Origin of the sequence: Lacrimispora sp. BS-2, assembly GCF_040207125.1 — a bacterium.
GTDB lineage: Bacteria > Bacillota > Clostridia > Lachnospirales > Lachnospiraceae > Lacrimispora.
The window spans coordinates 2528039-2552379 of sequence record NZ_CP157940.1 but is presented as its reverse complement, the minus strand read 5'-3'; the positions used below and the strand labels follow the sequence as shown (position 1 = coordinate 2552379).

The following is a 24341-nucleotide window of genomic DNA, read 5'->3' as shown; positions in this document are numbered from 1 at the left end:
GAGAGCCATGACAATAAAAGAAAGATATGAAGCAGCAAAGGAAGCATACAGGGCCATTGGCGTAAACACGGATGAGGCAGTGGAGGCCTTGAAGCGGATTCCTATTTCCATGCACTGCTGGCAGGGAGATGACGTAATTGGATTTGACGGGGCAGGCGGGCTGTCAGGCGGCATACAGACCACAGGCAATTATCCGGGCCGGGCAAGAAATCCTCAGGAGCTGATGAGTGATATGGATAAGGTACTGAGCCTGATTCCGGGAAAGCACAGAATAAACCTTCATGCAAGCTACGCCATATTTAATGAGGGGGAATGGGCTGACCGTGACCAGTTAGAACCCAGGCACTTTGCGAAATGGGTGGAATTTGCAAAGGAAAGAGGAATAGGCATTGATTTTAATCCCACCCTGTTTTCCCATCCAAAGGCGGAAAACTCAACCTTATCCAGTGAAAATGAGGAAATCCGCAGCTTCTGGATCAGACACGTACAGGCATGTATCCGTATCTCCGAATATTTTGCTAAAGAGCAGGGGACTCCTTGTACCATGAACATCTGGATTCCTGATGGGTTTAAGGAGATTCCGGCGGATCGTACCTCCCCAAGAGCGCGGTTAAAGGATTCCATTGACCAGATCCTTTCCGTGGATTACGATAAGACCAAGGTATATGTGGCAGTAGAATCCAAGGTATTTGGGATCGGTATGGAAAGCTGTACGGTTGGTTCCCATGAATTTTATATGAATTACGCTTCCAAGAATGATATCCTCTGCCTGCTGGACAGCGGCCATTATCATCCTACGGAGATGGTGTCCGATAAGATTTCTTCCATGCTCCTGTTCTTTGACAAGGTAGCCCTTCATGTGACAAGGCCGGTTCGGTGGGACAGCGATCATGTAGTATTATTTGATGATGAGACAAAGGAGATCGCAAAGGAAATCATACGGGGCGGAGCCGGCCGCGTTCTTTTAGCACTTGACTTTTTTGATGCGAGCATTAACCGTTTAAGCGCCTGGATCGTGGGAATGCGCAACATGCAGAAGGCGTTGTTAAATGCCCTTCTTCTTCCTAATGAAATGCTTTCAAAATTACAGAAGGAACGCAATTTCACAGAACAGATGATGCTTCAGGAGGAGCTTAAGCTTTATCCCGTAGGTGATGTATGGAACTACTTCTGTGAGATAAACGGAGTTCCCGCAAAGGAAGACTGGTTTGAAGAAATACGCAGCTATGAAAAAGAAGTGCTGCTTAATCGGAAATGAGGAGAAAAGAATATGAATATTTTAGATACTGAATTTGTAAAAGGCTTTATCCGTCTGTGTGACGATGGCTTCCGCCAGAACTGGCATGAGAGAAACGGCGGTAATTTAAGCTACCGCATTAAGACGTCAGAGGTGGAATCAGTGAGAGAAGGCTTTACGGATAAGAATCCCTGGCAGCCCATCGGAACCTGCGTAAAAGGGCTGGCAGGAGAGTATTTCATGGTGACCGGAAGCGGGAAGTTTTTCCGCAACGTAATCCTGGATACGGAAGCAAATACCTGTATCATTGAGGTGGATGAAAGCGGAGAGAATTACAGGATCTGCTGGGGGTTAGTAAACGGCGGGCGTCCTACCAGTGAACTTCCCTCCCATCTCATGAACCATGAAGTAAAGAAAGAGGCTACAGCCGATAAACACAGGGTGATCTATCATGCCCATCCTGCAAATGTAATTGCCCTTACCTTTGTTCTTCCCTTAGAGGATAAAGTCTTCACCAGGGAATTATGGGAGATGGCTACGGAATGTCCGGTGGTCTTCCCCGACGGCGTTGGCGTGGTCGGCTGGATGGTGCCTGGCGGACGTGATATTGCAGTGGCGACCAGTGAACTGATGAAGAAGTACGATGTGGCGGTCTGGGCCCATCACGGCTTATTTGCGTCAGGAGAGGACTTTGACCTGACCTTTGGTCTTATGCATACGGTGGAAAAGTCTGCGGAAATCCTTGTTAAAGTGCTTTCCATCCGTCCGGATAAGCTTCAGACCATCACGTCCCAGAACTTCCGCGATCTGGCGGTTGATTTTAAAGTGAGTCTGCCGGAAGAATTTTTGTATGATAAATAACCTGTGAAAAAAGCCACTGGAGAGCGTATGCTTTCCAGTGGCTATGCTTGATTTCTGCTTCCAGATTATGATCAATCCATTTCTTCTTCCACAATGGTAGTAGTTTCATCGGCTAGTTCCTTAAGGGCCGCCCCAGTGGATTGTGCTGCTTCTTTTGCTGCATCAAACCCATCCTGTGCTGCTTCCTTTGCCGCATCAAACCCATCCTGTACCGCTTCTTTTGCCGCATCAAACCCATCCTGTGCCGCTTCTTTTACTGCACCGGCAGCAACTTCTGCTGTTTCCTTTATAGAGTCTGCTGTTTCTCTGGCTTTATCTGCCAGATGGTCTGCGGCTCCGGCAGCATAATCCAGGCCGCCATCCTCTGTAGTATCTTCGTCATCTAAAAACGTATCGGTCTGTTCTTTTGCGTTATCAAACATGTCTTTTGCGGTATATGCAACGGCAGAAGCCGCTTCCTTTGCCGTATCAGAGACAATGCTGGCCGCATCCTTTACCAGGTTTTTTGCCGCACTCACCGCATCCTTGGCAGCGTCTGCCATATGATCAGCGGCGACCTTAAATTCATCCTTATTGGCATGCAAAGAAACATAGTTGCGGTTCATCGTGCTGTCAATTTTAGAAATGTCGTCATTTCCCTCGTCCTCAAAATCATGGAAATTTTCCTCCAGTTCTTTGTGGAAGGATTTGTACTTCGTTAAATAAGAGATACCGGCAGCAATTACGCCGGCCACAGTGGCCAATGCCACAAATTTCCCAAACCCACTACCATTTTTTGCCATTTGAAACACTCCTTTCCTTATTGCCGTCCATGTATTCTAAGCATAGAGGTATGCCTGCAAGGCGCTTGCTTTTCACGGCTTATGCTTTATGGGCATAATGGTGCGCTTGTAAGGCGCTTTATTCTCTTAGTTATTGTAATACGTTCATTGAAAAAAATAAAGGTATATAATAAGAAAATTTCTATAAACTATGTAAGTAAAGGTAAAAAACGCACAAATATGGTAAAAATGTAAAAAATATATAAAGTTAGCACTCAACTATTGACAGTGCTAATAATGAGTGATATAACTTAGTATGTGAATAAAATAAAACTTCTTTCGGAAGGCCAAAGAAAGAAATAATTAGAAGAAAGTTATGAGGAGGAATTGCAATGAAATTAGTACCATTATTTGACAAAGTTGTGTTAAAACCATTGGTTGCAGAGGAGACAACAAAGTCCGGTATTGTTCTGCCGGGGCAGGCAAAAGAGAAGCCACAGCAGGCGGAAGTCATCGCAGTGGGTCCTGGCGGTCTGGTAGACGGCAAGGAAGTTACCATGCAGGTTAAAGTGGGCGATAAAGTAATCTTCTCCAAGTATTCAGGAACAGAAATAGAGACCGGAGAAGAGAACGAGAAATATGTGATTGTAAAGCAGAATGACATATTAGCAGTGATCGAATAATTAAGAAAGCGATATCGCTAGTCATAAGGTCAGATTTTAGATAATACGTATCTTTATTTTAACAGAAAACTGGAGGAATGAATCATGGCAAAGCAGATTAAATATGGCGTAGATGCCAGAAAAGCACTTGAATCTGGAGTGAATCAGTTAGCAGATACTGTACGTGTAACATTAGGGCCCAAGGGAAGAAACGTTGTACTGGATAAATCTTTTGGCTCACCGCTAATCACAAATGATGGCGTTACCATTGCAAAGGAAATCGAGCTGGAAGATGCTTTTGAGAATATGGGCGCTCAGCTTGTAAAAGAAGTTGCTACAAAGACCAATGACGTAGCCGGTGACGGTACTACCACAGCTACCGTTTTAGCTCAGGCTATGATCAACGAAGGAATGAAGAACTTAGCAGCAGGCGCTAACCCTATCGTTTTAAGAAAGGGTATGAAAAAAGCAACAGAAGCAGCAGTAGAAGCAATTGCAAAGATGAGCGAGCCGATCAAGGGAAAGGCATCCATCGCAAGAGTTGCAGCTATTTCCGCAGCAGATGATGAGGTCGGCGAGATGGTAGCTGACGCTATGGAAAAGGTTTCCAACAACGGCGTTATTACCATTGAAGAATCCAAGACCATGAAGACAGAGCTGGATCTGGTTGAAGGTATGCAGTTTGACAGAGGTTATATTTCTGCTTACATGTGCACCGACATGGAAAAGATGGAAGCAAATTTAGACGATCCATACATTCTTATTACCGATAAGAAGATTTCCAATATTCAGGAGATCCTTCCTTTATTAGAGCAGGTAGTTCAGTCTGGCGCAAGACTTCTTATCATCGCAGAAGATGTGGAAGGCGAGGCTTTAACAACCTTAATCGTTAATAAATTAAGAGGAACCTTCAATGTAATCGGTGTGAAGGCTCCAGGCTATGGAGACAGAAGAAAAGAGATGTTACAGGATATCGCTGTTTTAACAGGCGGTACCGTAATCTCCGACGAACTGGGATATGAGCTTAAGAATGCGACCCTTGACCTTTTAGGACGTGCAAAATCCATTAAGGTTCAGAAGGAAAATACCGTAATCGTGGACGGCTGCGGCGATAAGGAAGCAATCGCTGCAAGAATTGGCCAGATCAAAGGCCAGATCGAAGAAACTACTTCTGATTTTGACAGAGAAAAATTACAGGAAAGACTTGCAAAATTATCCGGCGGCGTAGCAGTGATCCGTGTAGGTGCTGCAACAGAAACCGAGATGAAGGAAGCAAAGCTTCGTATGGAAGATGCTTTATCCGCAGCAAGAGCAGCAGTTGAGGAAGGCGTTATCGCAGGCGGCGGTTCTGCTTACGTTCATGCCATCAATCAGATTGAGGATGTTGTGAAGGGTCTGGAAGGCGATGAGAAGACCGGAGGAAAGATCATCTTAAAAGCTCTTGAATCTCCGTTATACCACATTGTAGCCAATGCAGGCCTGGAAGGAAGCGTAATCATCAACAAGGTGAGAGAGTCCAAGGTAGGAACCGGCTTTGATGCATATAAAGAAGAATACGTAGACATGGTAGAAGCAGGCATCCTGGATCCGACTAAGGTTACCAGAAGCGCGCTTCAAAATGCCACAAGTGTTGCATCAACCTTATTGACAACAGAGTCCGTTGTTGCTAATATTAAAGAAAAAGCCCCCGCCATGCCAGCACCAGGCGGAATGGATATGATGTAACATTCACGAAAGCAATGAGCAGTGCGAAACGGAACATGGAAATTTTTTCGTTGTGCTTGCACATAAGAAAAAATTTCCATGTTCTGTTTCATAGGGCGAATGCCCGTGAGGGAGTAAAGCCTGCGGCTTTACTCCCTCCACTGCGGACTTCCGTTCATCTATCCCCTTCCATCCAACATAAGTGATACCCCCCCGCCCCTTAAATACCTGACAAAAAAGAGGAGAAGAAAGGACCCCAATCGTTATGAATGAAATGTATGCAGAATGGCTTGTGAAGCGAAAGTCTCCAGCCTATACCATGTTGATAAAAATTGCGATGGGAATCCTGTGCGTAATTGCATTTTTCCTCTCCATGTCCCCGGTTTTCGGAATCTTTGGAGTGATCATCCTGCTTGCAGCCGTTGCAGCTACATACTTTGTATTCCGCAACAGCGAAGTAGAATTTGAATATCTGTATGTTACAAACACTCTTTCCATTGACCGGATTTATGGCAGAAGCAAGAGAAAGAAGGCCTGGGAAGGTTCCATGGAAGGGATACAGATCGTTGCCCCTACCGGCTCTACAGAGGCCAGGGATCATGAAACAAAAAACATGAAGGTATTGGACTTTTCTTCTCACGTACCAGGTGCAAAGACCTATACGCTGATCAGCCAGTCCGGTGCTGAAACGACCAAGATCATATTTGAACCTAACGAAAAGCTGCTTCAATGTATGAGGATGACAGCGCCCCGTAAGGTTGTAAAAGAGGTATAAAAGAAAAAGGAACCAGGCGGTTTTGTAAAAGACTGTCCGGTTCCTTTTTATACAGGAAAGACAGCTCCCACTGTCCATGGAGGACGGAAAGAAACCGGAAAATGTCCGTTGACAACCCATGTAAAATTTGTTAAACTATGTAACTAACAAGTGAAAAGGCTTATTAGTATTATTAATAAAAATATAAAGAAGGAGAGGAAAAGTTAATGGGTACAATAATTGGCGAAGGCATTACTTTTGATGATGTGCTGTTAGTTCCGGCTTATTCAGAAGTCATTCCTAATCAGGTTGACTTAACGACCAATCTTACAAAGACCATCAAGCTCAATATTCCGCTTATGAGTGCAGGCATGGATACCGTTACCGAGCATCGTATGGCAATTGCCATGGCAAGACAGGGAGGTATCGGTATCATCCACAAGAATATGTCCATAGAGGAACAGGCAGAAGAGGTTGATAAGGTAAAGAGGTCGGAAAACGGCGTCATAACGGACCCATTCTATCTTTCTCCGGAACATACATTAAAGGATGCGGATGAGCTTATGGGCAAATTCCGTATTTCCGGAGTGCCGGTCACAGAAGGAAAAAAGCTGGTGGGAATCGTTACCAACCGGGACTTAAAGTTTGAAGAGGATTTCAGCAGGAAGATCAAGGAGTGCATGACTTCTAAAAACCTGGTGACAGCCAAGGAAGGCATTACCCTTATGGAGGCAAAGAAGATCCTTGCAAAGGCAAAGGTGGAAAAGCTTCCTATCGTTGACGATGATTTTAACTTAAAGGGCCTTATCACCATCAAGGATATTGAAAAGCAGATCAAATACCCGCTGTCCGCAAAGGATGGACAGGGAAGGCTTCTGTGCGGCGCTGCCGTTGGAATCACCGCCAATGTGCTGGACCGTGTGGACGCTCTGGTAAAGGCAAAGGTGGATGTGGTCGTTTTAGACTCCGCTCATGGCCATTCTGAGAACGTTCTCCGCTGCGTAAAGATGATCAAAGAGGCTTATCCGGCTCTTTCAGTCATTGCAGGGAATGTGGCAACCGGAGAGGCTACCAAGGCTCTTATAGCGGCAGGAGCAGATGCGGTGAAGGTAGGAATCGGACCAGGATCCATCTGTACCACCCGTGTGGTAGCCGGCATCGGGGTTCCCCAGATCACGGCTGTTATGAACTGCTATGCAGTTGCTAAGGAATACGGTGTCCCCGTCATTGCTGACGGAGGAATCAAGTATTCCGGAGATTTAACAAAGGCCATTGCAGCCGGCGGAAGCGTATGCATGATGGGAAGCATGTTTGCCGGATGTGACGAAAGCCCGGGAACCTTTGAACTGTATCAGGGAAGAAAATATAAAGTATACCGTGGTATGGGTTCCATCGCTGCCATGGAAAACGGAAGCAAAGACCGTTACTTCCAGACTGACGCCAAGAAGCTGGTTCCCGAGGGCGTGGAAGGCCGTGTGGCCTACAAGGGAATGGTAGAGGATACTGTATTCCAGATGCTGGGCGGCTTACGGTCCGGTATGGGATACTGCGGAGCAATGAATATCAAGACCATGCAGGAAAACGGAAGATTCATAAAGATTACGGCAGCCTCCCTTAAGGAAAGCCATCCTCATGATATTCATATCACAAAGGAAGCACCTAACTATAGCATTGATGAATAAACAGACGTTGGATAAGCCGGGGGCCAAGCCAATTTCCTCATAAACAAAGAGGTGGAGATCATAAACGATTCTCCACCTCTTTGATTACCAGGGCAATGGATTCCGTTAAAGTCAGGTTTTCACAGCCCACCACATGATGATTGCATTTGTTTACCGGTATAAGGATCTTATAGGCACGGCTTTTACCGATGGCCTCAGCCATGGCCGGAGTGATCTCTCCTAAGAGGGAGTCGGCAATGACGATCCCAATGGGACCGATGATAATATCTGCATCCCGGCTGGCTACAAGGACCGGATTCTCACCAGTTGCTCCTGCATCAGCTCCCGCCTTTAACATGGCGGAAGTAGCAATGGAATTGGTCCCGATTGCAATGACCGGAAGTTTGGGAAAGGATTTCTTAAACTGGGCGATGACGGACTGTCCCATTTTGCCGCCCTGCCCGTCAATGATAACGATTTTCATGGCTTCCTCCTCGCCCTTTATTGTATTATAGGGAAAGGAAGAAATCAAGTGAAAGGAAAGACATTTGTTGTCCGGTTACTTCTCCCTGTGAGGAAGCCTACCCCGGAAGAACCGCTTCTTTAACTCGGAAAAGTGGAAGGGAATTAAGGGATAGATATAACTCTTTCCGGCTATGGTTTTGTTAAAGACAACGGCCAATATGGAAAGCGCCGCGCCGGCCACAAATCCCCAGAAGTTTAACAATGCGGTGGTGATCAGCATGATCATACGCATGAATTTAAAGGCATAGCCCAGTTCAAAGCTTGACTGGGAGTAGTTAGCAATGGTCACAAAGGACATATAAAGCATGGTCTCACTGTTAAACCAGCCGGATTTTACGGAATATTCACCCAATACAATACCGGCGATCACACTGAGAGGCGTGGTCAGCATGCTGGGGGTGTTGACTGCGGCAAGCCTTAGTCCGTCAATGGCAAATTCCAGGATCAGGAGTTGGAAAAGCAAGGGCACCTGGGGATCCTCAGACAAGCGGATGAATTGCAGCCAGGAGGGGATCATTTCCGGATTTTGCATGAAAAGCAGCCACAAAGGCGTTAAATACAGGGTCAGAATGGAAATGACCAGGCGGGACAGCCGCAGATAGGTCCCGGTCACAGGCGGAAAATAATAGTCGTCGGCTTCTTCAATGATATCAAAGACAGAAGACGGTAAAATCATGGCAGAAGGAGAGTTATCCACCAGGACAATGATGTTGCCCTCCAGTATGGAAGCGGCGGCAGTATCCGGCCGTTCGGAATATTTGAATTTTGGGAAAGGGTTAAACCATTTATGGGGATAAATGCATTCCGCAAGGCTTTCCTGGTTCATGGTAAGGGCGTCTACCTTAAGCTTGTTGATCCGGTCCTTGATCATGTTGAGAAGCTTTTCATCATGCCGTCCCTTGAAATAGCAGATGGCGATATCCGTGTGGGAGCTTTCCCCTGCATTCATGACTTCAATGGTAAGCTTGGGATCACGGATCCTGCGGCGGATGAGAGCGGTATTAAAAACCAGGGTTTCCACAAATCCATCCCTTGATCCTCTGAGAACCTTGTCCTTTTCCGGCTCTGAAACGCTTCTGGCGGGATAACTGCGGCAGTCCACGGTCAGGCATTTGTCGTAACCGTTAATAAACAGGCAGGATATTCCGGATAAAAGCTGTTTGATCATGGTTTCTTCGTCCTTTACAAGGCCCACCTGACCATAAGGAAGATACCTTTTGGAAAATTCATGGACATCTGGCGGCATATCCCCCGCCTTAATGGATAAAAAGCTGTTCAGGATCTTCTGCCACGCATCACTTTGAGTAAATCCTTCGATGAAGTAAAGACAGGCTTCCTGTTCCCCGATATAAAAAGTCCGGTAGACGATATCAAAGTTTCCGGCTACATCCAGCTTTGTGCTTAAATGGTTCATGTTATTGGAAAGGCTGTTGGTAAATTCCATAGCGATTATCTCCTTGCAAATAAAATAGCGAAAATACGGCAATAAAGTAAGTATGTGCATTTTCTATGAAATTATGTTTTATAAAATCTGCATGTATGATAAGGGATTTCGCCCCGGTATTGTATGAAAAGATATGAGAATGATCCTTTTTTATAAAAAGATTTTTAGTAAAATGTACTAAAAACGTTGACTTTTTAGGCAATAGATGGTATTATCGTCCATGTGAGAAGCACAAAGGGGTTTTTTGTGTGCGTGATTTTGGCATGGGGATGCCAGGTAGCAGAAACTGAATAATGTGACGGTTTCAGATCGTGACGGAGGATTGCCTTCTGTGGGGGAAGGGCAGTCCTCTATTAATTTAAAAAAGATTGATACAGGAGAAGGTTTTACATATAATATCAAGAAATCCCTTTCATGGATACTTTTATGCCCTGAGAGGTTGAGCGAAAAAGAGAAATCCCGTCCAGGGATACCTTTATGCCCGGAGAGACAGGGCAAAAATAAAGAAATGAGGAGGATTTTTATGTGGGAGAAACTGAGGAGAGATAAGCGCGCCCGTAATGCGATAACGACCATGGCAGTTGCAGTCTCCGCACTTTTGCAGACCTATGTTATCCAGGCATTTATCAAACCGGCAGGCCTTCTGTCAGGAGGTTTTACGGGGATTGCAATTTTAGTTGACCGGGTGACGTCCCTGTATGGATTTAATATTTCCACTTCCCTTGGCATGATTGCTTTGAATATTCCGGTGGCATGGGCCTGCAGCAGGAATATCAGCAAACGGTTCACTTTTTTTTCCCTGATGCAGGTTTTCCTGACCAGTGGGTTTTTAAGGATATTGAATTTTTCACCTATATTTGAAGACCGGCTTTTAAATGTTATTTACGGCGGTGTCCTTTATGGCTTTGGCATTGTTCTTGCTCTTAAGGGCAACGCTTCCAGCGGAGGAACGGATTTTATCGCCCTGTATGTTTCCAATAAGACGGGCAATTCCATCTGGTCCCAGGTTTTTATAGGAAATGTGCTGCTGCTTTGTATTTTCGGAGGGATTTTCGGATGGGATTATGCAGGGTATTCCATTTTGTTCCAGTTTGTAGGGACGAAAGTTATCTCTACTTTTCACCACAGATACGAAAGAGTTACTCTCCAGATCACTACGGTGGAGGGGCCAAAGCTTGCTAATAAATATGTTGAGGCCTTTCATCATGGAATATCCTGCGTGGATGCGGTAGGAGGCTACAGCAAGAAGAAGATGTATCTTCTTCATACCGTGGTGTCTTCCTATGAGGTAGCCGACATTGTAGCGCTGTTCCATGAGGTGGATGAGCATGTGATCGTAAACATGTTTAAAACCCAGCAGTTTTACGGAACTTTTTACAGAGCGCCCATGGAATGATTCCGGCGGCCTTTAAAAAGGAAGGGAGACTTTTACTGCTTAAAGATCATGCAGTAAAAGTCTCCCATGACAGGTTTCATAGAGGTTATTTTTTAAAAAGAGCGGGAAGCCGTTTCCTTTTCAGTTTGCTGAACCAGTTAAAGTATATGATGAACAGTAACGAGGTGGCGGCCCAGGTCAATGGGTAGCTGAAAATCACGGTCTCAATGGTGGGACGCAGGGGAACTGCTATGCAGATCCAGATAATACGGAGCGCACAGACTCCAAGGCTGGTGAGTATCATGGGAATCCAGCAGTCACCGGCTCCCCGGAGGGAACCGGAGTAAATCTCTATGCAGACGTAGGTGAAAAGTGTTGGAGCAAGGTAACGGAGTATTTCCGTTCCTTTTTCAATTACAGCCTCGTCGGTGGTAAACAGCAGATATATGTAATTTCCAAAGGTATAAAGAAGAACGCTGAGTACGGCAGCAGAAGCAAAGCTCATGGCCATGCAGACCCGGATCCCTTTATAGACCCGGTCTTTTTTCCCTGCTCCATAGTTCTGTCCCACAAAGGTAGTGATGGAAATTCCAAAAGCGCTGATGATCATCCAGAATACGCTGTCTATCTTACCATAGGCTGTCCATGCTGCAATGGTATTGGTTCCCAGAGTATTGACGCTGGACTGGATGATGATATTGGAAGAGGAGTACATAACGGATTGAAGTCCTGCGGGAAATCCGATCCTTATAATGCGGCTCAGCATGTCCCGGTCGATCCTGATGGCCTTTGGCACCAGATGGTAGGCTTCCTTTGTCCTTATTAAAACCAGGATCACAAGAACGGCGCTGACTAACTGGGAGATTATGGTGGCAAGGGCCGCTCCCATGACGCCCATATGCCAGTAGACCACGAATAGGATATCCAGGATGATATTGGTGAAGCAGCTTGCAATCAAAAAGTAAAGAGGGCGCCTGGAATCCCCGGTAGCCCGCAGGATTCCTGCGCCCATATTATAAACAAGATTTGGGATCACTCCTGCAAAGTAGATCCGTATGTACAGAACTGCATAGTATAAGATCTCATCAGGTGTTCCCATTGCTATTAAAGCATAAGGCGCTGCCAGGATGCCCACAACCATCACGATTGCGCCGCATAGGATGGAAAATGCGATTGCAGTGTGGACCGCCTGTCTCACCCGTTCCTCCTGCCTGGCTCCGTAAAACTGGGAAATAATGACACCGGCACCGGAAGAAAGCCCTATGAAGAACCCGATCAAAAGATTGATGAGGGGTCCTGTAGGGCCTCCAACGGCTGCCAGCGCTTCCTTTCCTACAAACCGTCCCACAATAACTGCATCGGCGGTATTATAAAGCTGCTGAAAAAAAGTTCCAAATAAAATGGGAAAGAAAAACAGAAGAAGCTGTTTCCATATCACTCCCTCTGTAATCTGATTATGCTTAAGTACATCTGCCGTGTCTGCTTTCTGGTTCATATCCGTTTCATCTTTCCTGCCCATGCTTTCCGGACATAGAGGGATACCCGCAGGGTATATCCTCATTCAAGTAATTATGTAGTCTTTTTTTCCATTATACTGTCAAAAATGGAAAAATACAATCCCCGGTCTTATTCGGTTATCTGCGCCTTTGTAATGGCCTGATCCACGGCTTTTAGAAGCACGCCCGAGGTATAGCGGGTTTCGGTTGAATAGGAGATGTTCTTTGTGGATTGGTTTTTAATAATCTGCTGTGACAGGTTATCCATGGCCGGCTGCATCAGGGGATACATGGTGGTTACGGCCTCGCTTAAAGGAACCAGGGTAACGGAAGTGATTTTTTTGGAGTCAACCGTAACCTCGACATTGATATCCTGGCTGTTCAGCGTAATGACAGAGGAATACACTCCCGGAACATAGTGCACAGGATCGCCGGAAGTCGGGACAGTATCCTTCTTCGGACGGAACATGACTAAAAACAAAGTGATGAGTAGGATTCCAAGGCCGACGAAGATTGCGGTATAGATAATTTCTTTCATTCGTAACACAACAATTTTTGTTTTTGAGCTCATAAAAAAAAGCCCTCCGTACAGTTTTGTTATAATGTATGAAAGGGGCCAGGTGTTTCATACCTAAGATTTCATTGTTGGAGAAGGAAATCTGTGTTAAGATGATAAACGAACACGAGTTTTGTTTTCCGCATAGAAAGGAGGCGAAAAGCTATGTCCCTTCAACTGATACTGGGAGGATCCGGCTCCGGCAAGACCTATCGTCTTTATACGGAATTGATCCGCCAGTCCATAGAGCAGCCGGATACCCGGTATATCGCCATTGTACCGGAACAGTTTACCATGCAGACCCAGAAGGAGATCGTTTCCCTTCATCCAAACCATGGAGTCATGAATATTGATATCGTAAGCTTCAAACGTCTTGCCTACCGGGTATTTGAGGAGCTTGCTATTTCAAATCCCCAGGTTCTTGACGATATGGGAAAATCCATGGTGCTGCGGAAGGTTGCTGCCAATAAGAAAAAGGACCTGGTCCTTTATAAAGAACACTTGTCAAAGTCAGGTTTCATCTCCCAGCTAAAGTCCATGCTGTCAGAGCTTTACCAGTACGGCATATCACCGGAAATGCTGAGTGAAGAGATACCGGATACCATAAGTCCCATGCTCCGTCAGAAGCTTTCCGATATCTCTGTCATTTATCAGGGCTTTAAGGACTACATCAAAGATAAATATATCACCACGGAGGAGATTTTAGACGTACTGTGCAGAGTTCTGCCCCGGTCTGAGCTGATTAAGAACAGCGTGATCACCCTTGACGGCTATACCGGCTTTACTCCGGTTCAATACCGGATCCTGGAGCTGTTTCTCCGTTACAGCAAACGGGTCATAGTTACTGTGACCATAGATCCTGCTGAAAACATGAGCAGAAGATCCGGAGTTCAGGAGCTGTTTTATATGAGCCGTCAGATGATCTGGAAATTAAATGAACTGGCAAAAGAGACAGAGGCAGGAAAAGAGAAGGATATCCTTCTTAAGAACCACCCTGCTGTCCGTTACTTAGGAGAGTCGGAAGGGGAGGACCGGGAAGGGCAGGGCTGCGGGGAAAATGCCCTGGATTTTCTGGAACAAAACCTGTACCGTTATAAAGGGAAATCCTGTCATGAGGTTTCCGGTTCCATACGTCTGATTAAGGCTTTAAATCCAATGGAGGAGATTGCCTTTGTGATCCGTTCCATGGAAGAGGAGATTCGGAGCCATGGGCTTCGTTATCGGGATATGGCGGTCATTACCGGGGATATCGGGGGCTATTCCAATGAAATCATTCATCAGTTTCAGCTGAATGGAATCCCTTATTTCCTGGACAATAAAAAAAGCATTTTAAAAAATCCTATGGTAGAACTGATCCGCGCTGCCATGGAGATCATTCAAAAGGATTTTTCCTATGAATCTGTTTTCAGGTATTTGAGAACCGGTCTTATTACGTCCAAAGAGGAAGAAGAAAAAACAGACCGTCTGGAAAATTATGTCCTTGCCATGGGAATCCGGGGATTTAAAAAGTGGGATACCCTGTGGGAAGGCTGGTACCGGGGCGGCAAGGAGCTTAATCTGGAAGAATTAAACGAATTCCGGGAAGAGATCATGGCTCCTTTAAGGCGCTTAAGAGAGGCATTTAAAAATGCAGATTCCACGGTGGCCTCCATGACGGGGGCAGTGACAGCCCTTCTTATGGAGACCGGGATCGAAGAAAAGATGCTGACCTTTGAAGAAAAATTCCGGGCAATGGGAGAATTCACCCTTGTCATGGAATACAGCCAGGTTTATGGGCTGGTCATGGATTTATTTGACCGGCTGGCAGGGCTTTTAGGAGAAGAACACGTAAGCCGCAAGGAGTATGGAGAGATTCTTGAGGCCGGATTTTCCGAGATTCAGGTAGGACTGATTCCGGCCACTCTGGACCGGGTGGTGGTGGGGGATATCACCAGAACCAGGCTGGATCACATTAAGGTATTGTTTTTTGTCGGGGTCAACGACGGGATCGTGCCGGTGAAAAAGGAAAAAAGCAGCCTGTTTACGGACCGGGAAAGAGAATTTCTGGGAAATCATGATATGGAACTGGCTCCAACTGCCAGGGAAGAGGGATTACGGCAGAGGTTTTATCTTTACCTGGCATTGACAAAACCGGAGAAACGGCTGGTTTTATCCTATGCAGCCATGGATGGCAGCGGGAAAAGCCTGCGTCCTTCCACTTTGGTGGGAGAACTGAAAAGGCTGTTTCCCGGCCTTTTGGAGATCTCCCCTTCCAGGCTGGGGGTTCCTCTGTCCATGAGGGAGGCAAAGGACCGGCTGGCAGACGGACTCCGTGAGTTTGGAAAGACCGGGGAAGACAGGAAGCTTTTGGAGCTTTTAAAGGCATTTCTTTTATCTGAGAACCACAGGGAGGAAGGAAAGAGGCTGGCAGAAGCCGCTTTCTATGCCTATGAGCAGAGGGGAATCGGAAAAGTAGCAGCAAAAGCTCTTTACGGTTCTGTTATAAGCGGAAGTGTTACGAGAATGGAACAGTACGCCTCCTGCGCCTATGCCCATTTCTTAAATTACGGGCTGGAGCTGATGGAACGGCAGGAATATGAGCTGGCTGCCATGGATATCGGGAACCTGTTTCATGATTCTATTGACTTATGGTTTCAGCGGATGAAAGAGGAAGGAAGAGATTTTAGGAACATTACAGAGGAGGAGAGGAAAAGCCTGGTCCATGAATGCGTGGCTAAGGTGACAGAAGAATACGGCAATACTATTTTAAAAAGCTCTGCCAGAAATGCTTATCTGGCAGGCAAGGTGGAACGGATTACGGACCGGACGGTATGGGCCCTTTCCGAGCAGCTGAAAAAGGGAGATTTTGTTCCGGTGGGATTTGAGGTTTCCTTTTCCGCTGCCGACCAGTTGAAGGCCATGAGAATTCCTCTGTCAAAGGAGGAAGCCATTCATTTAAGAGGCAGGATCGACCGCATGGATCTATGCGAGGATGAAGACGCAGTTTATGTGAAGATCATCGATTATAAGTCAGGAAGCACGGCATTTGACTTGACGGCCCTGTATTACGGACTTCAGCTTCAGCTGGTGGTCTATATGGATGCGGCTCTCGAGATGGAGGAGAGGAAAAAGCAGGACAAGCCTGTGGTTCCTGCCGGCATCTTCTATTATAACATCAATGATCCGGTCATTGACAGGGAAGGCGAAATGACTGATGAGGAAATCAGCGGAAAGATGTTGAAACAGCTCCGCATGAATGGCCTGGTCAACAGCGATTTAAGCGCCATCGCCCACTTAGATCATGAGATTGAAACAGAATCTGATGTAATTCCTGTTGCAATGAAAAATGGAATCATACAGGAAGCAAGGTCATCGGTTGCAGGCGGCAAACGTTTTTCCTCATTAAGACAATTTGTGCGGGAAAAGCTGACTTCAGAAGGAAGAGAGATCCTTGACGGCGTCATCGATGTAAATCCCTATAAACAGGGAAACAGGAGCGCCTGCGATTACTGCCCTTACCATGCGGTCTGCGGATTCGATTTAAAGACAACCGGATATGGTTTCCGGAAATTTAAAGCCTTAAAATCCCAGGAAATATGGCCGGTCATTGAAGGAGAAGAGGAGGAAGGTGAATCAAATGGCGATTAGCTGGACAGAGGAACAAAAGGCTATCATTGAAAGCAGAAACAGGAATCTCCTGGTATCGGCAGCAGCAGGAAGTGGGAAAACGGCTGTGCTGGTTGAAAGGATCATCCGCATGATCACGGAAGGAGAAACTCCCTTAAGGATCGATCAGCTTCTGGTCATGACCTTTACCAAGGCGGCTGCCGATGAAATGCGGGAACGGGTGTTAAAGGCCGTAGATGAAAAGCTTATGGAGAATCCTGACAGCTCTCATTTACAGATGCAGGCAGCCATGATTCCCTATGCCCAGATCACCACCATTGACAGCTTTTGCCTTGGACTTATTAAAGATCATTATAATAAGCTGGATATTGATCCTGCCTTCCGGGTAGGGGATGAGGGAGAGCTGATCCTTTTACGGGCTGATGTGATGAAGGAGATGCTGGAAGAGTATTACGAAAAGGCCGATCCCTTATTTGAGAAGTTTGTGGAAACCTATGCCACGGGAAAGTCTGACAGAGGAATTGAGGATTATATCATGCAGGTATATACCTTTTCCCAGAGCAATCCCTGGCCAATGGAATGGCTCGACCGATGCAGGAAAGAACTTGAGACTTCTGACATGGATGAGATCATGGATACCGGCTGGATGAAATTTTTAATGAAGGATGCAGGGCTTCAGCTTTCGGAATTAAAATTCCAGGTGGAGAAGGCCATGGAGGTCTGCGAGGAGGAAAACGGGCCGGAGGCCTATCTTCCCATGCTGGCAAATGACTTACAGATGCTGGACCGTTTAAGTCTTGCCAAGGATTATGAGACGTTTAATGAGCAGTTAAAAAAGGTCGCCTTTGACCGCCTGGCTTCTATCCGCAGCAAGGATATTGATGCAGAAAAGAAGGCTTTTGTGACAGGGATCCGGGACAGGGTGAAAAAGGCGGTTGGAAAGCTCCTGGATTTATACTGCTTTGAATCGCCGGAGGAGGTTCTTTCCGATATCAGGGGAACCAGGGACGCAGTGACGACTCTTCTTCATCTGGCAGGAGAATATGCCTGTAAGTATCAGGAAAAGAAAAAGGAAAAGAACCTGGTAGATTTTAATGATTTGGAGCATTATGCTTTGGAAATACTGCTTACAAAGGAAGATGGAAAGATCATGCCGACCGAGGTAGCTGACGAGCTTAGCAGGCAGTTTGAGGAAATCCTGGTAGACGAATACCAGGACAGCAATGATGTCCAGGAGGCCCTGATCGGCAGCATTTCCAGAGAACGGTTCGGAACCCCTAACGTGTTTATGGTAGGCGATGTGAAGCAGAGCATCTACCAGTTCCGTCTTGCCAGGCCCCAACTGTTTTTAGAGAAATATGACTCCTATTCCAAAGAGGAAGGAAAGTATCAGAAGATCGAGCTGCACCAGAATTTCCGAAGCAGGGATGAAGTCCTTTCCAGCATTAATGAGGTATTTTACCAGATCATGACAAAAAATCTGGGAAATATACAGTATACAAAGGATGCGGCACTCCATCCGGGAGCAGAATTTCCTAAAGAAGAGGGGCGTGTTGGAGAGAAAACAGAGCTTCTTATGATCCATGGATCAGGGAACTTATTAAAGCAGCTTGATGAGGATGCCGTTGATTATACCAGCCGGGAGATGGAGGCAAAGATCATTGCAGGAAAGATCAAGGAGCTTACGGACCCGGTAAACGGCCTTCTGATCTGGGATAAAAGGCTGGGGGGGAAGGGAGGCTACCACATCGCCGGATATGGGGATGTGGTCATCCTGCTAAGAAGCTTAAGCGGCTGGGCGGAAGACTTTGTAAACGTCCTGATGAACGAAGGGATCCCTGCCTATGCGGAACGGAAAACCGGATATTTTACTGCACCTGAGGTGGAAACCATCCTTTCTATGCTGAATATTATTGACAACCCCATGCAGGATATCCCTCTGGCGGCAGTATTAAAGTCACCCATAGGCAGGGTGATGGATGAGGAAATGGCTCATTTGATGGCTGTTTGGAAAAAGACGGCTAAAAAAGGCCAGGACAGGGGATTATATGGAGCATGGCAGCATTACAGAAAGGAATATGGGGAGATGGAGGATCCGGATTATCCGGACCTGTTTAAGAAGCTGGAGACTTTTTTTGAGCTGCTTTCCATTTACAGGAAGAAATCATCTTATCTTTCCATTCATGAACTGCTTTATGACCTGTATGAAGGAACCGGTTATTATGATTACATTTCCGCCATGCCGGCAGGAGAGGTCCGGAGGGCCAATCTTTCCATGCTGGTGGAAAAGGCGTCTGCCTATGAGAAGACCAGCTATACCGGATTGTTCCATTTTATCCGTTACATTGAAAACTTAAAAAAATACGATACGGATTTTGGGGAGGCTTCCCTGGCCGGGGAGGAGAATACGGTCAGGGTCATGAGCATCCACAAGAGCAAGGGACTGGAATTTCCGGTGGTGTTTCTGGCGGGCATGGGAAAGAAGTTTAATAAGCAGGACACTTATGGAAAGATTCTCATAGACCCGGACTTAGGGATCGGGACCGACCATCTGGATCTTGAACGCCGAATCAAGGCGCCTACCTTAAAAAAGCATGTCCTTCGCAGAAAAATGGATCTTGGGGCCATGGGAGAGGAGCTTCGGGTGCTTTATGTTGCCATGACAAGGGCAAAGGAAAAGCTGGTGATGACCGGACTTGACCGGTATCTGGACAAAAAACTGGAGCGCTTTGCCGAGATTTTAAGAGTGGAGGGCCAGATCCCCTTTACCATTCTCGGTTCCGCGGATTCTTATTTGGACTGGATGCTCATGAGCCTTTCAGGAAAATATTCCATTTCCCAAATCCAGGGGGAGGAAGGAGCGGACACCGGGAATTTGATTCTAAAGGAATTGTCGGTATCTGATTTAGTAGGAGGAGAGATGGAACGGCAGGCTGAAAAGAAGCTGACAAAGGACGCGCTCCTGTCCCTTGATACGGTCAGAGTTTATGACCAGGAATTTGCAGCGGATCTAAGGGCTGCCTTTGAGTACTGTTATCCCCATGAGGCTGATACCAGGCTCCATACCAAGCTGACCGTATCCGAGTTAAAAAAGCAGGGACAGTTTGCAGATGAGGAAGAAAGTGAGTTTCTTCCCACGATTCCCTTATTCCTAAGAGAAGATGATAAGGTGGAACGCCCTGGAGGAGCATTCCGGGGAACTGCTTATCACAGGGCTATGGAGCTTTTGGACTTTGGAAAGGTAAGAACCAGGGAAGATTTAAGAGATGCCCTGGAAGGATTCCGCAGGGATCAGCGGATGGATGAAGAAAGCCTTTCCCTTTTGTCGGAGAAAACCCTTATGGCTTTTTTGAACTCTTCCCTAGGAAAGCGTCTGGCGGCGGCAGAAGTCTCAGGGCGTTTGAAAAAGGAACAGCAGTTTGTAGTAGGATTTCCTGCACGGGATATAGATGCAGGGGATTCTGATGAACTGATCCTCATCCAGGGTATCATGGATGCCTATATGGAAGAGGAAGGAGGCCTGGTTTTGGTGGACTATAAAACGGATCATATAAAGCCTGGAGAAGAAAAGGTGCTGGTAGACCGGTATCAGATGCAGATGGATTATTATGAACGTGCCCTGGAACAGATGACAGGGAAAAAGGTCAGGGAAAAAATCATTTATTCCATGACACTGGAAAAGGAAATAACCCTGAGCTGAACGCTTTGGAGGGTTGCTAAAAAACGACAATATGTTAAAATAATAGAAGATATCTATGAATACAAGGAGAAGAACAGGCATGATACCAGATCAAGAAGTAAGACTTACCCAAATGACGAAAACTGCTGGCTGCGCCGCTAAAATCGGCCCTGGAACCCTTGCCGGGATATTAGAGAACCTGCCTAAATTTCAGGATCCCAATCTGTTGGTGGGGATTGAAACCTCTGATGACGGAGCCATCTATAAGGTAAATGAGGAAACCGCATTGATCCAGACCCTTGATTTTTTCACTCCGGTGGTGGATGATCCTTATACCTTTGGCCAGATAGCGGCCGCCAATGCACTGAGTGATATTTACGCCATGGGAGGGGAACCCAAAGTGGCTCTTAATATTGTGGCATGGCCAAACTGCGTCAATCCGGCTTTTTTGGGGAAGATTTTAGAGGGAGGGGCCTCCAAGGTTCTTGAGGCAGGTGCTGTACTTGCCGGAGGTCATTCCATTCAGGATGACGAGCCTAAATATGGCTTAAGTGTTACCGGCTTTGTTCATCCGGACAAGGTTTTTAAAAACTGCGAAGCCAGACCGGGAGATGTTCTCATTCTGACAAAGCCTTTGGGCACCGGAATTATCAACACCGCTGTCAAGGCGGATATGGCATCAGAAGAAGCGAAACAGGAAGTGATCCGTGTCATGACCTCTTTAAACAAGAAGGCAAAGCAGGTGATCGAGCATTATGAAATTCATAGCTGCACCGATATCACAGGCTTTGGCCTGGCAGGTCATGCGGTTGAGATGGCAGAGGGCAGCGGTGTTACAATAGAAATTTTCGTTAAGGATTTACCGATCCAAAAGGAAGCGAAGAGCCTTGCCCAGATGGGACTTATTCCGGAAGGTGCTTACCGGAACCGTTCCTATACGGAGAGCAAGCTGGATTTTGGGGAGACAGAGGAATACATCCGTGATATTTTCTGTGATCCCCAGACTTCAGGAGGACTTTTAATCAGTGTTTCGCCTGAGGATGCAAAAAACATTATGAAGGATTTAAAAGAAGCGGAAATGGAGACAGCCTACGGCATCATCGGACAGGTGGTGGAACAGGAAGAAAAATCAGTAAAGTTGAGGTAAGGACATGATCTATCTGGATAATGCGGCAACCTCCTGCCAGAAGCCGGAGGAAGTGATAAAGGCAGTGACTGAGGCCATGGTCACTCTTGGGAATTCCGGCCGGGGAGCCCATGGGGCATCCTTAGATGCGTCCCGTCTGATTTTCCATACCCGCAGGCTTATTGCAGAGCTTTTTCATGCAGGAGATCCTTCCCGGGTGGCCTTTACAGCCAATTCCACGGCCAGCTTAAATATGGCCATCCAGGGTCTGTTTAAACCAGGTGATCATGTAATTACCACCATGATGGAACATAATTCCGTACTGCGTCCCCTGTACTTAATGGAAGAACAGGGAGTGGAGCTTACCATTCTTCCCGCAGATCAAAAGGGGAAGATCCGGTATGAGGACATTGAGGACAAAGTGGGACAAAATACAAAGGCAGTGGTATGTACTCATGCTTCTAACTTAACAGGAAATATGAATGACTTAGAAACCATTGGGAGAATCTGTAAAAAGAATGGGCTTTTCCTGGTGGTGGATGCATCCCAGACCGCAGGAGTGTTTGACATCGATATGGAGAGAATGGGAATCCATGTTTTGTGCTTTACCGGTCACAAGGGGCTTTTGGGCCCTCAGGGAACAGGAGGAATCTGTGTCCGTCAGGGAGTTTCCATCCGCCCTCTTATGGTGGGCGGAAGCGGAGTTAAAAGCTACTTAAAAACCCAGCCGGAGGAGATGCCGGAGGTTTTGGAAGCCGGAACCTTAAACGGACACGGGATTGCAGGTCTTCATGCAGCTCTTTTGTATCTTGAGAAGACCGGAATCGGAACCATCCGGGAAAGAGAACTGCTTCTCATGAGGAGGTTCTATGAAGGGGTAAAGGATATTCCGGGAGTCCGCGTATATGGGGATTTTTCAGAAAAGGCCCTTCTTTGCCGCGCCCCGGTGGTGGCTCTTAACATTGGAGATTACGATTCCGGGGAAGTATCTGACGAACTGGCAAACTCTTACGGAATCTATACCAGGGCGGGAGCGCACTGCGCTCCTCTCATGCACCAGGCTCTTGGAACGGTGGAGCAGGGAGCCGTGCGTTTTTCCATGTCCCATTATAATAAAGAAGAAGAAATTGATGAAGCCATTCATGCAGTAAGGGAGCTGAGCTTATGAATTTGAAACAATTGGAAGCGTTTGTGTGCGTAGCGGAAGAAAAAAGCTTTTCAGCGGCTGCCAAGAAGCTTTATCTGACCCAGCCTACGGTAAGCGCCCATATCAGCTCTTTAGAAAAGGAATTGGGGGTCCGGCTGTTTGTCCGTACCACAAAGGATGTGGAGCTGTCCCAGGAGGGAGAGATGCTTTATGGCAATGCAAGGCGAATGCTGCAGCTGGAAAAAAATATCCTCCGGGATTTCACTCAGAAGGATTTAAAAACAGCCAATAAAATCATAGTGGGCGCTTCCACGGTCCCCGGACAGTACATTCTGCCTCAGATTCTTTCCCTGTTTTCCAGAACCTACCCTGGAAACCAGCTGGAATTAAAGGAGGCAGACAGCATGGAAGTGGTCCGGATGGTTCAGGATGGACAGGTGGAAATAGGTTTTACAGGAACTCTGTGTTCTGATTCTACCTGTGTGTTTGAACCTTTTTATTCTGACCGTCTGGTGATTATTACCCCCAATAATGACAAATACCGCCAATATGACAAAACCGGGTTTCCCATAGAACAGCTTTATGAAGAGAGGTGGATCCTCCGGGAGGAAGGCTCCGGCACAAGAAAGGAAGCGGAACGTCATTTACAGGAAATGGGTGTGGATTTAAGCCGTCTGGAAATCGTGGCAACCATCAGCAATCAGGAAACCATTAAAAAGTCAGTGGAAGCGGCTATGGGCATTTCCATCATATCCGCTGCAGCTGTGGTTGATTATGTAGAGCAGGGATCTCTGCTTCGTTTTTCACCGGGGGACCAGGAAGTTTGCCGAAAATTATATATGGTATGGAGCAAAAATCACAAGCCTGGCAAGGCAGCCAGATTATTTATCCGTTTTATCCGGGAGATATATGCGTATTTATAGAGTCTTCCTATAAGACTTAAAGGGCGGATGATACAGGAATTATTATGGAAATGCAGGTTAGAGATCATGAGAAAAAAAGAACAAAAAATTGTTATTACCTTCCGCACAACTGCAGAGGCCATTGCATTGGAATCCCAATGCCAGAAAGAGGGAATACCGGGACGGCTCATTCCGGTTCCCAGACAAATATCTTCCGGCTGCGGACTTTCCTGGGCTATGCCCGTTGACTGGGAGGGAGACATTGGACAGTGGATGGAAAGCAGGGGACTTTGCTGGGAAAAGTATGGGGAATATCTGATCTGATCTTATCAAGGAAATATGTGAAAGTTTTAACAAATTTAAAGAGAAAGAGTCTGAAGGGAACGGCTGCGGCTGTTTTTTCCGACTCTTTTTTTAAAGATAGATAAATAGAAAATTCATTTATAGAAAAAATCTATTAATAATTCACCGACAATTGTTGATTAAATGGTAAGAAAACTATAAAATTATAGCAAATGCACAAAAATGAAATGGGTATTGACAAATAGTTGTACAATATGATATAGTCAACCTGTCACAAATTACAGGTTTTTTTAGTATCAGTATTCATAAGGGACTTATATATGCTCATAATTGGTTGAGCGTTTCTACCAACTACCGTAATAGTTGCCTATAAGTTTCCACGCCATAATAAGCCCATATTTTTCATTGTGTTTTTATGATGTGCGTGTGAACGGATGGAATGAACGGTGGTTTTTTTATTGCGCAGAATTTTCGGAATGAATGAAACGCCGCAATTATGGCTGCCGTATTTTAAATTTTTCTGATACGGAATAGGAGGTTCT

18 protein-coding genes and 1 riboswitch are annotated in these 24341 nt (G+C 46.2%); of the genes, 13 read left to right on the top strand and 5 right to left on the bottom strand.

Translation table 11 applies throughout. The features are described from left to right. Nucleotides 1–7: 7 nt before the first annotated feature. Both ABFV83_RS12080 and rhaD read left to right on the top strand, forming a co-directional pair. Nucleotides 8–1258 (top strand): L-rhamnose isomerase, encoded by a 1251-nt coding sequence (locus ABFV83_RS12080; RefSeq protein WP_349944118.1) that lies wholly within the window; start codon nucleotides 8–10, stop codon nucleotides 1256–1258. Nucleotides 1259–1270: 12 nt separating this feature from the next. Further along, entirely contained in the window at nucleotides 1271–2098 is an 828-nt protein-coding gene (gene rhaD / locus ABFV83_RS12075; RefSeq protein ID WP_349944117.1) for a rhamnulose-1-phosphate aldolase, read from the top strand. A 71-nt stretch (nucleotides 2099–2169) separates the two neighbouring features. On the opposite strand, the gene ABFV83_RS12070 is transcribed toward rhaD, so the two are convergent. After that, a complete protein-coding gene (locus ABFV83_RS12070) occupies nucleotides 2170–2880 on the bottom strand; it encodes a hypothetical protein (RefSeq protein ID WP_349944115.1) in 711 nt (236 codons plus the stop codon). Between the two features lie 371 nt (nucleotides 2881–3251). On the opposite strand from ABFV83_RS12070, the gene ABFV83_RS12065 reads away from it, so the two are divergent. The 4 genes from ABFV83_RS12065 (at nucleotide 3252) to guaB (ending at nucleotide 7661) form a co-directional block, all read left to right on the top strand. After that, nucleotides 3252–3542, top strand: coding sequence for a co-chaperone GroES (locus ABFV83_RS12065; protein WP_054740574.1), 291 nt, complete (start codon nucleotides 3252–3254; stop codon nucleotides 3540–3542). Between the two features lie 84 nt (nucleotides 3543–3626). Continuing rightward, nucleotides 3627–5246 (top strand): chaperonin GroEL, encoded by a 1620-nt coding sequence (gene groL, locus ABFV83_RS12060; protein WP_349944114.1) that lies wholly within the window; start codon nucleotides 3627–3629, stop codon nucleotides 5244–5246. Between the two features lie 244 nt (nucleotides 5247–5490). Continuing rightward, nucleotides 5491–6000 (top strand): DUF6106 family protein, encoded by a 510-nt coding sequence (locus ABFV83_RS12055; RefSeq protein ID WP_349944112.1) that lies wholly within the window; start codon nucleotides 5491–5493, stop codon nucleotides 5998–6000. Nucleotides 6001–6206: 206 nt separating this feature from the next. Further along, the gene (gene guaB, locus ABFV83_RS12050; protein WP_349944111.1) at nucleotides 6207–7661 is read left to right on the top strand and encodes an IMP dehydrogenase; all 1455 of its coding nucleotides are present in this window, start codon (nucleotides 6207–6209) and stop codon (nucleotides 7659–7661) included. A 58-nt stretch (nucleotides 7662–7719) separates the two neighbouring features. On the opposite strand, the gene ABFV83_RS12045 is transcribed toward guaB, so the two are convergent. After that, nucleotides 7720–8124 carry a DUF3842 family protein gene (locus tag ABFV83_RS12045; RefSeq protein WP_349944109.1) on the bottom strand — a complete coding sequence of 135 codons (405 nt, stop codon included), beginning with the start codon at nucleotides 8122–8124 and terminating at the stop codon, nucleotides 7720–7722. A 75-nt stretch (nucleotides 8125–8199) separates the two neighbouring features. Next, a complete protein-coding gene (locus tag ABFV83_RS12040) occupies nucleotides 8200–9609 on the bottom strand; it encodes a spore germination protein (protein ID WP_349944108.1) in 1410 nt (469 codons plus the stop codon). Nucleotides 9610–10132: 523 nt separating this feature from the next. Between ABFV83_RS12040 and ABFV83_RS12035 the strand changes: the two genes are divergently transcribed. Then, nucleotides 10133–11005 (top strand): YitT family protein, encoded by an 873-nt coding sequence (locus ABFV83_RS12035; RefSeq protein WP_349944106.1) that lies wholly within the window; start codon nucleotides 10133–10135, stop codon nucleotides 11003–11005. Between the two features lie 85 nt (nucleotides 11006–11090). On the opposite strand, the gene ABFV83_RS12030 is transcribed toward ABFV83_RS12035, so the two are convergent. Together ABFV83_RS12030 and ABFV83_RS12025 are read right to left on the bottom strand one after the other, a co-directional pair. Further along, nucleotides 11091–12479 carry an MATE family efflux transporter gene (locus ABFV83_RS12030; protein WP_349944104.1) on the bottom strand — a complete coding sequence of 463 codons (1389 nt, stop codon included), beginning with the start codon at nucleotides 12477–12479 and terminating at the stop codon, nucleotides 11091–11093. Between the two features lie 131 nt (nucleotides 12480–12610). Further along, nucleotides 12611–13051 (bottom strand): hypothetical protein, encoded by a 441-nt coding sequence (locus ABFV83_RS12025; RefSeq protein WP_054737855.1) that lies wholly within the window; start codon nucleotides 13049–13051, stop codon nucleotides 12611–12613. Nucleotides 13052–13201: 150 nt separating this feature from the next. On the opposite strand from ABFV83_RS12025, the gene addB reads away from it, so the two are divergent. From addB to ABFV83_RS11995, 6 genes are all read left to right on the top strand, one after another. After that, nucleotides 13202–16663, top strand: a complete 3462-nt coding sequence (gene addB / locus ABFV83_RS12020; RefSeq protein WP_349944103.1) for a helicase-exonuclease AddAB subunit AddB — start codon at nucleotides 13202–13204, stop codon at nucleotides 16661–16663. After that, nucleotides 16653–20342, top strand: a complete 3690-nt coding sequence (gene addA / locus ABFV83_RS12015; protein ID WP_349944102.1) for a helicase-exonuclease AddAB subunit AddA — start codon at nucleotides 16653–16655, stop codon at nucleotides 20340–20342. Before addB ends, addA begins: the two co-directional genes overlap by 11 nt. A 79-nt stretch (nucleotides 20343–20421) precedes the next feature. Beyond that, nucleotides 20422–21468: a selenide, water dikinase SelD gene (gene selD, locus ABFV83_RS12010; protein WP_349944100.1), complete on the top strand. Its 1047-nt coding sequence runs from the start codon at nucleotides 20422–20424 to the stop codon at nucleotides 21466–21468. Nucleotides 21469–21472: 4 nt separating this feature from the next. Continuing rightward, a complete protein-coding gene (locus ABFV83_RS12005) occupies nucleotides 21473–22615 on the top strand; it encodes an aminotransferase class V-fold PLP-dependent enzyme (RefSeq protein ID WP_349944099.1) in 1143 nt (380 codons plus the stop codon). Further along, entirely contained in the window at nucleotides 22612–23517 is a 906-nt protein-coding gene (locus ABFV83_RS12000; RefSeq protein WP_349944097.1) for a selenium metabolism-associated LysR family transcriptional regulator, read from the top strand. The genes ABFV83_RS12005 and ABFV83_RS12000 overlap by 4 nt, the downstream gene beginning before the upstream one ends. 66 nt (nucleotides 23518–23583) lie before the next feature. Then, a complete protein-coding gene (locus tag ABFV83_RS11995) occupies nucleotides 23584–23820 on the top strand; it encodes a DUF3343 domain-containing protein (RefSeq protein ID WP_349944096.1) in 237 nt (78 codons plus the stop codon). A gap of 273 nt (nucleotides 23821–24093) precedes the next feature. After that, a riboswitch (purine riboswitch) is annotated at nucleotides 24094–24189 on the top strand. Nucleotides 24190–24341: the final 152 nt, after the last annotated feature.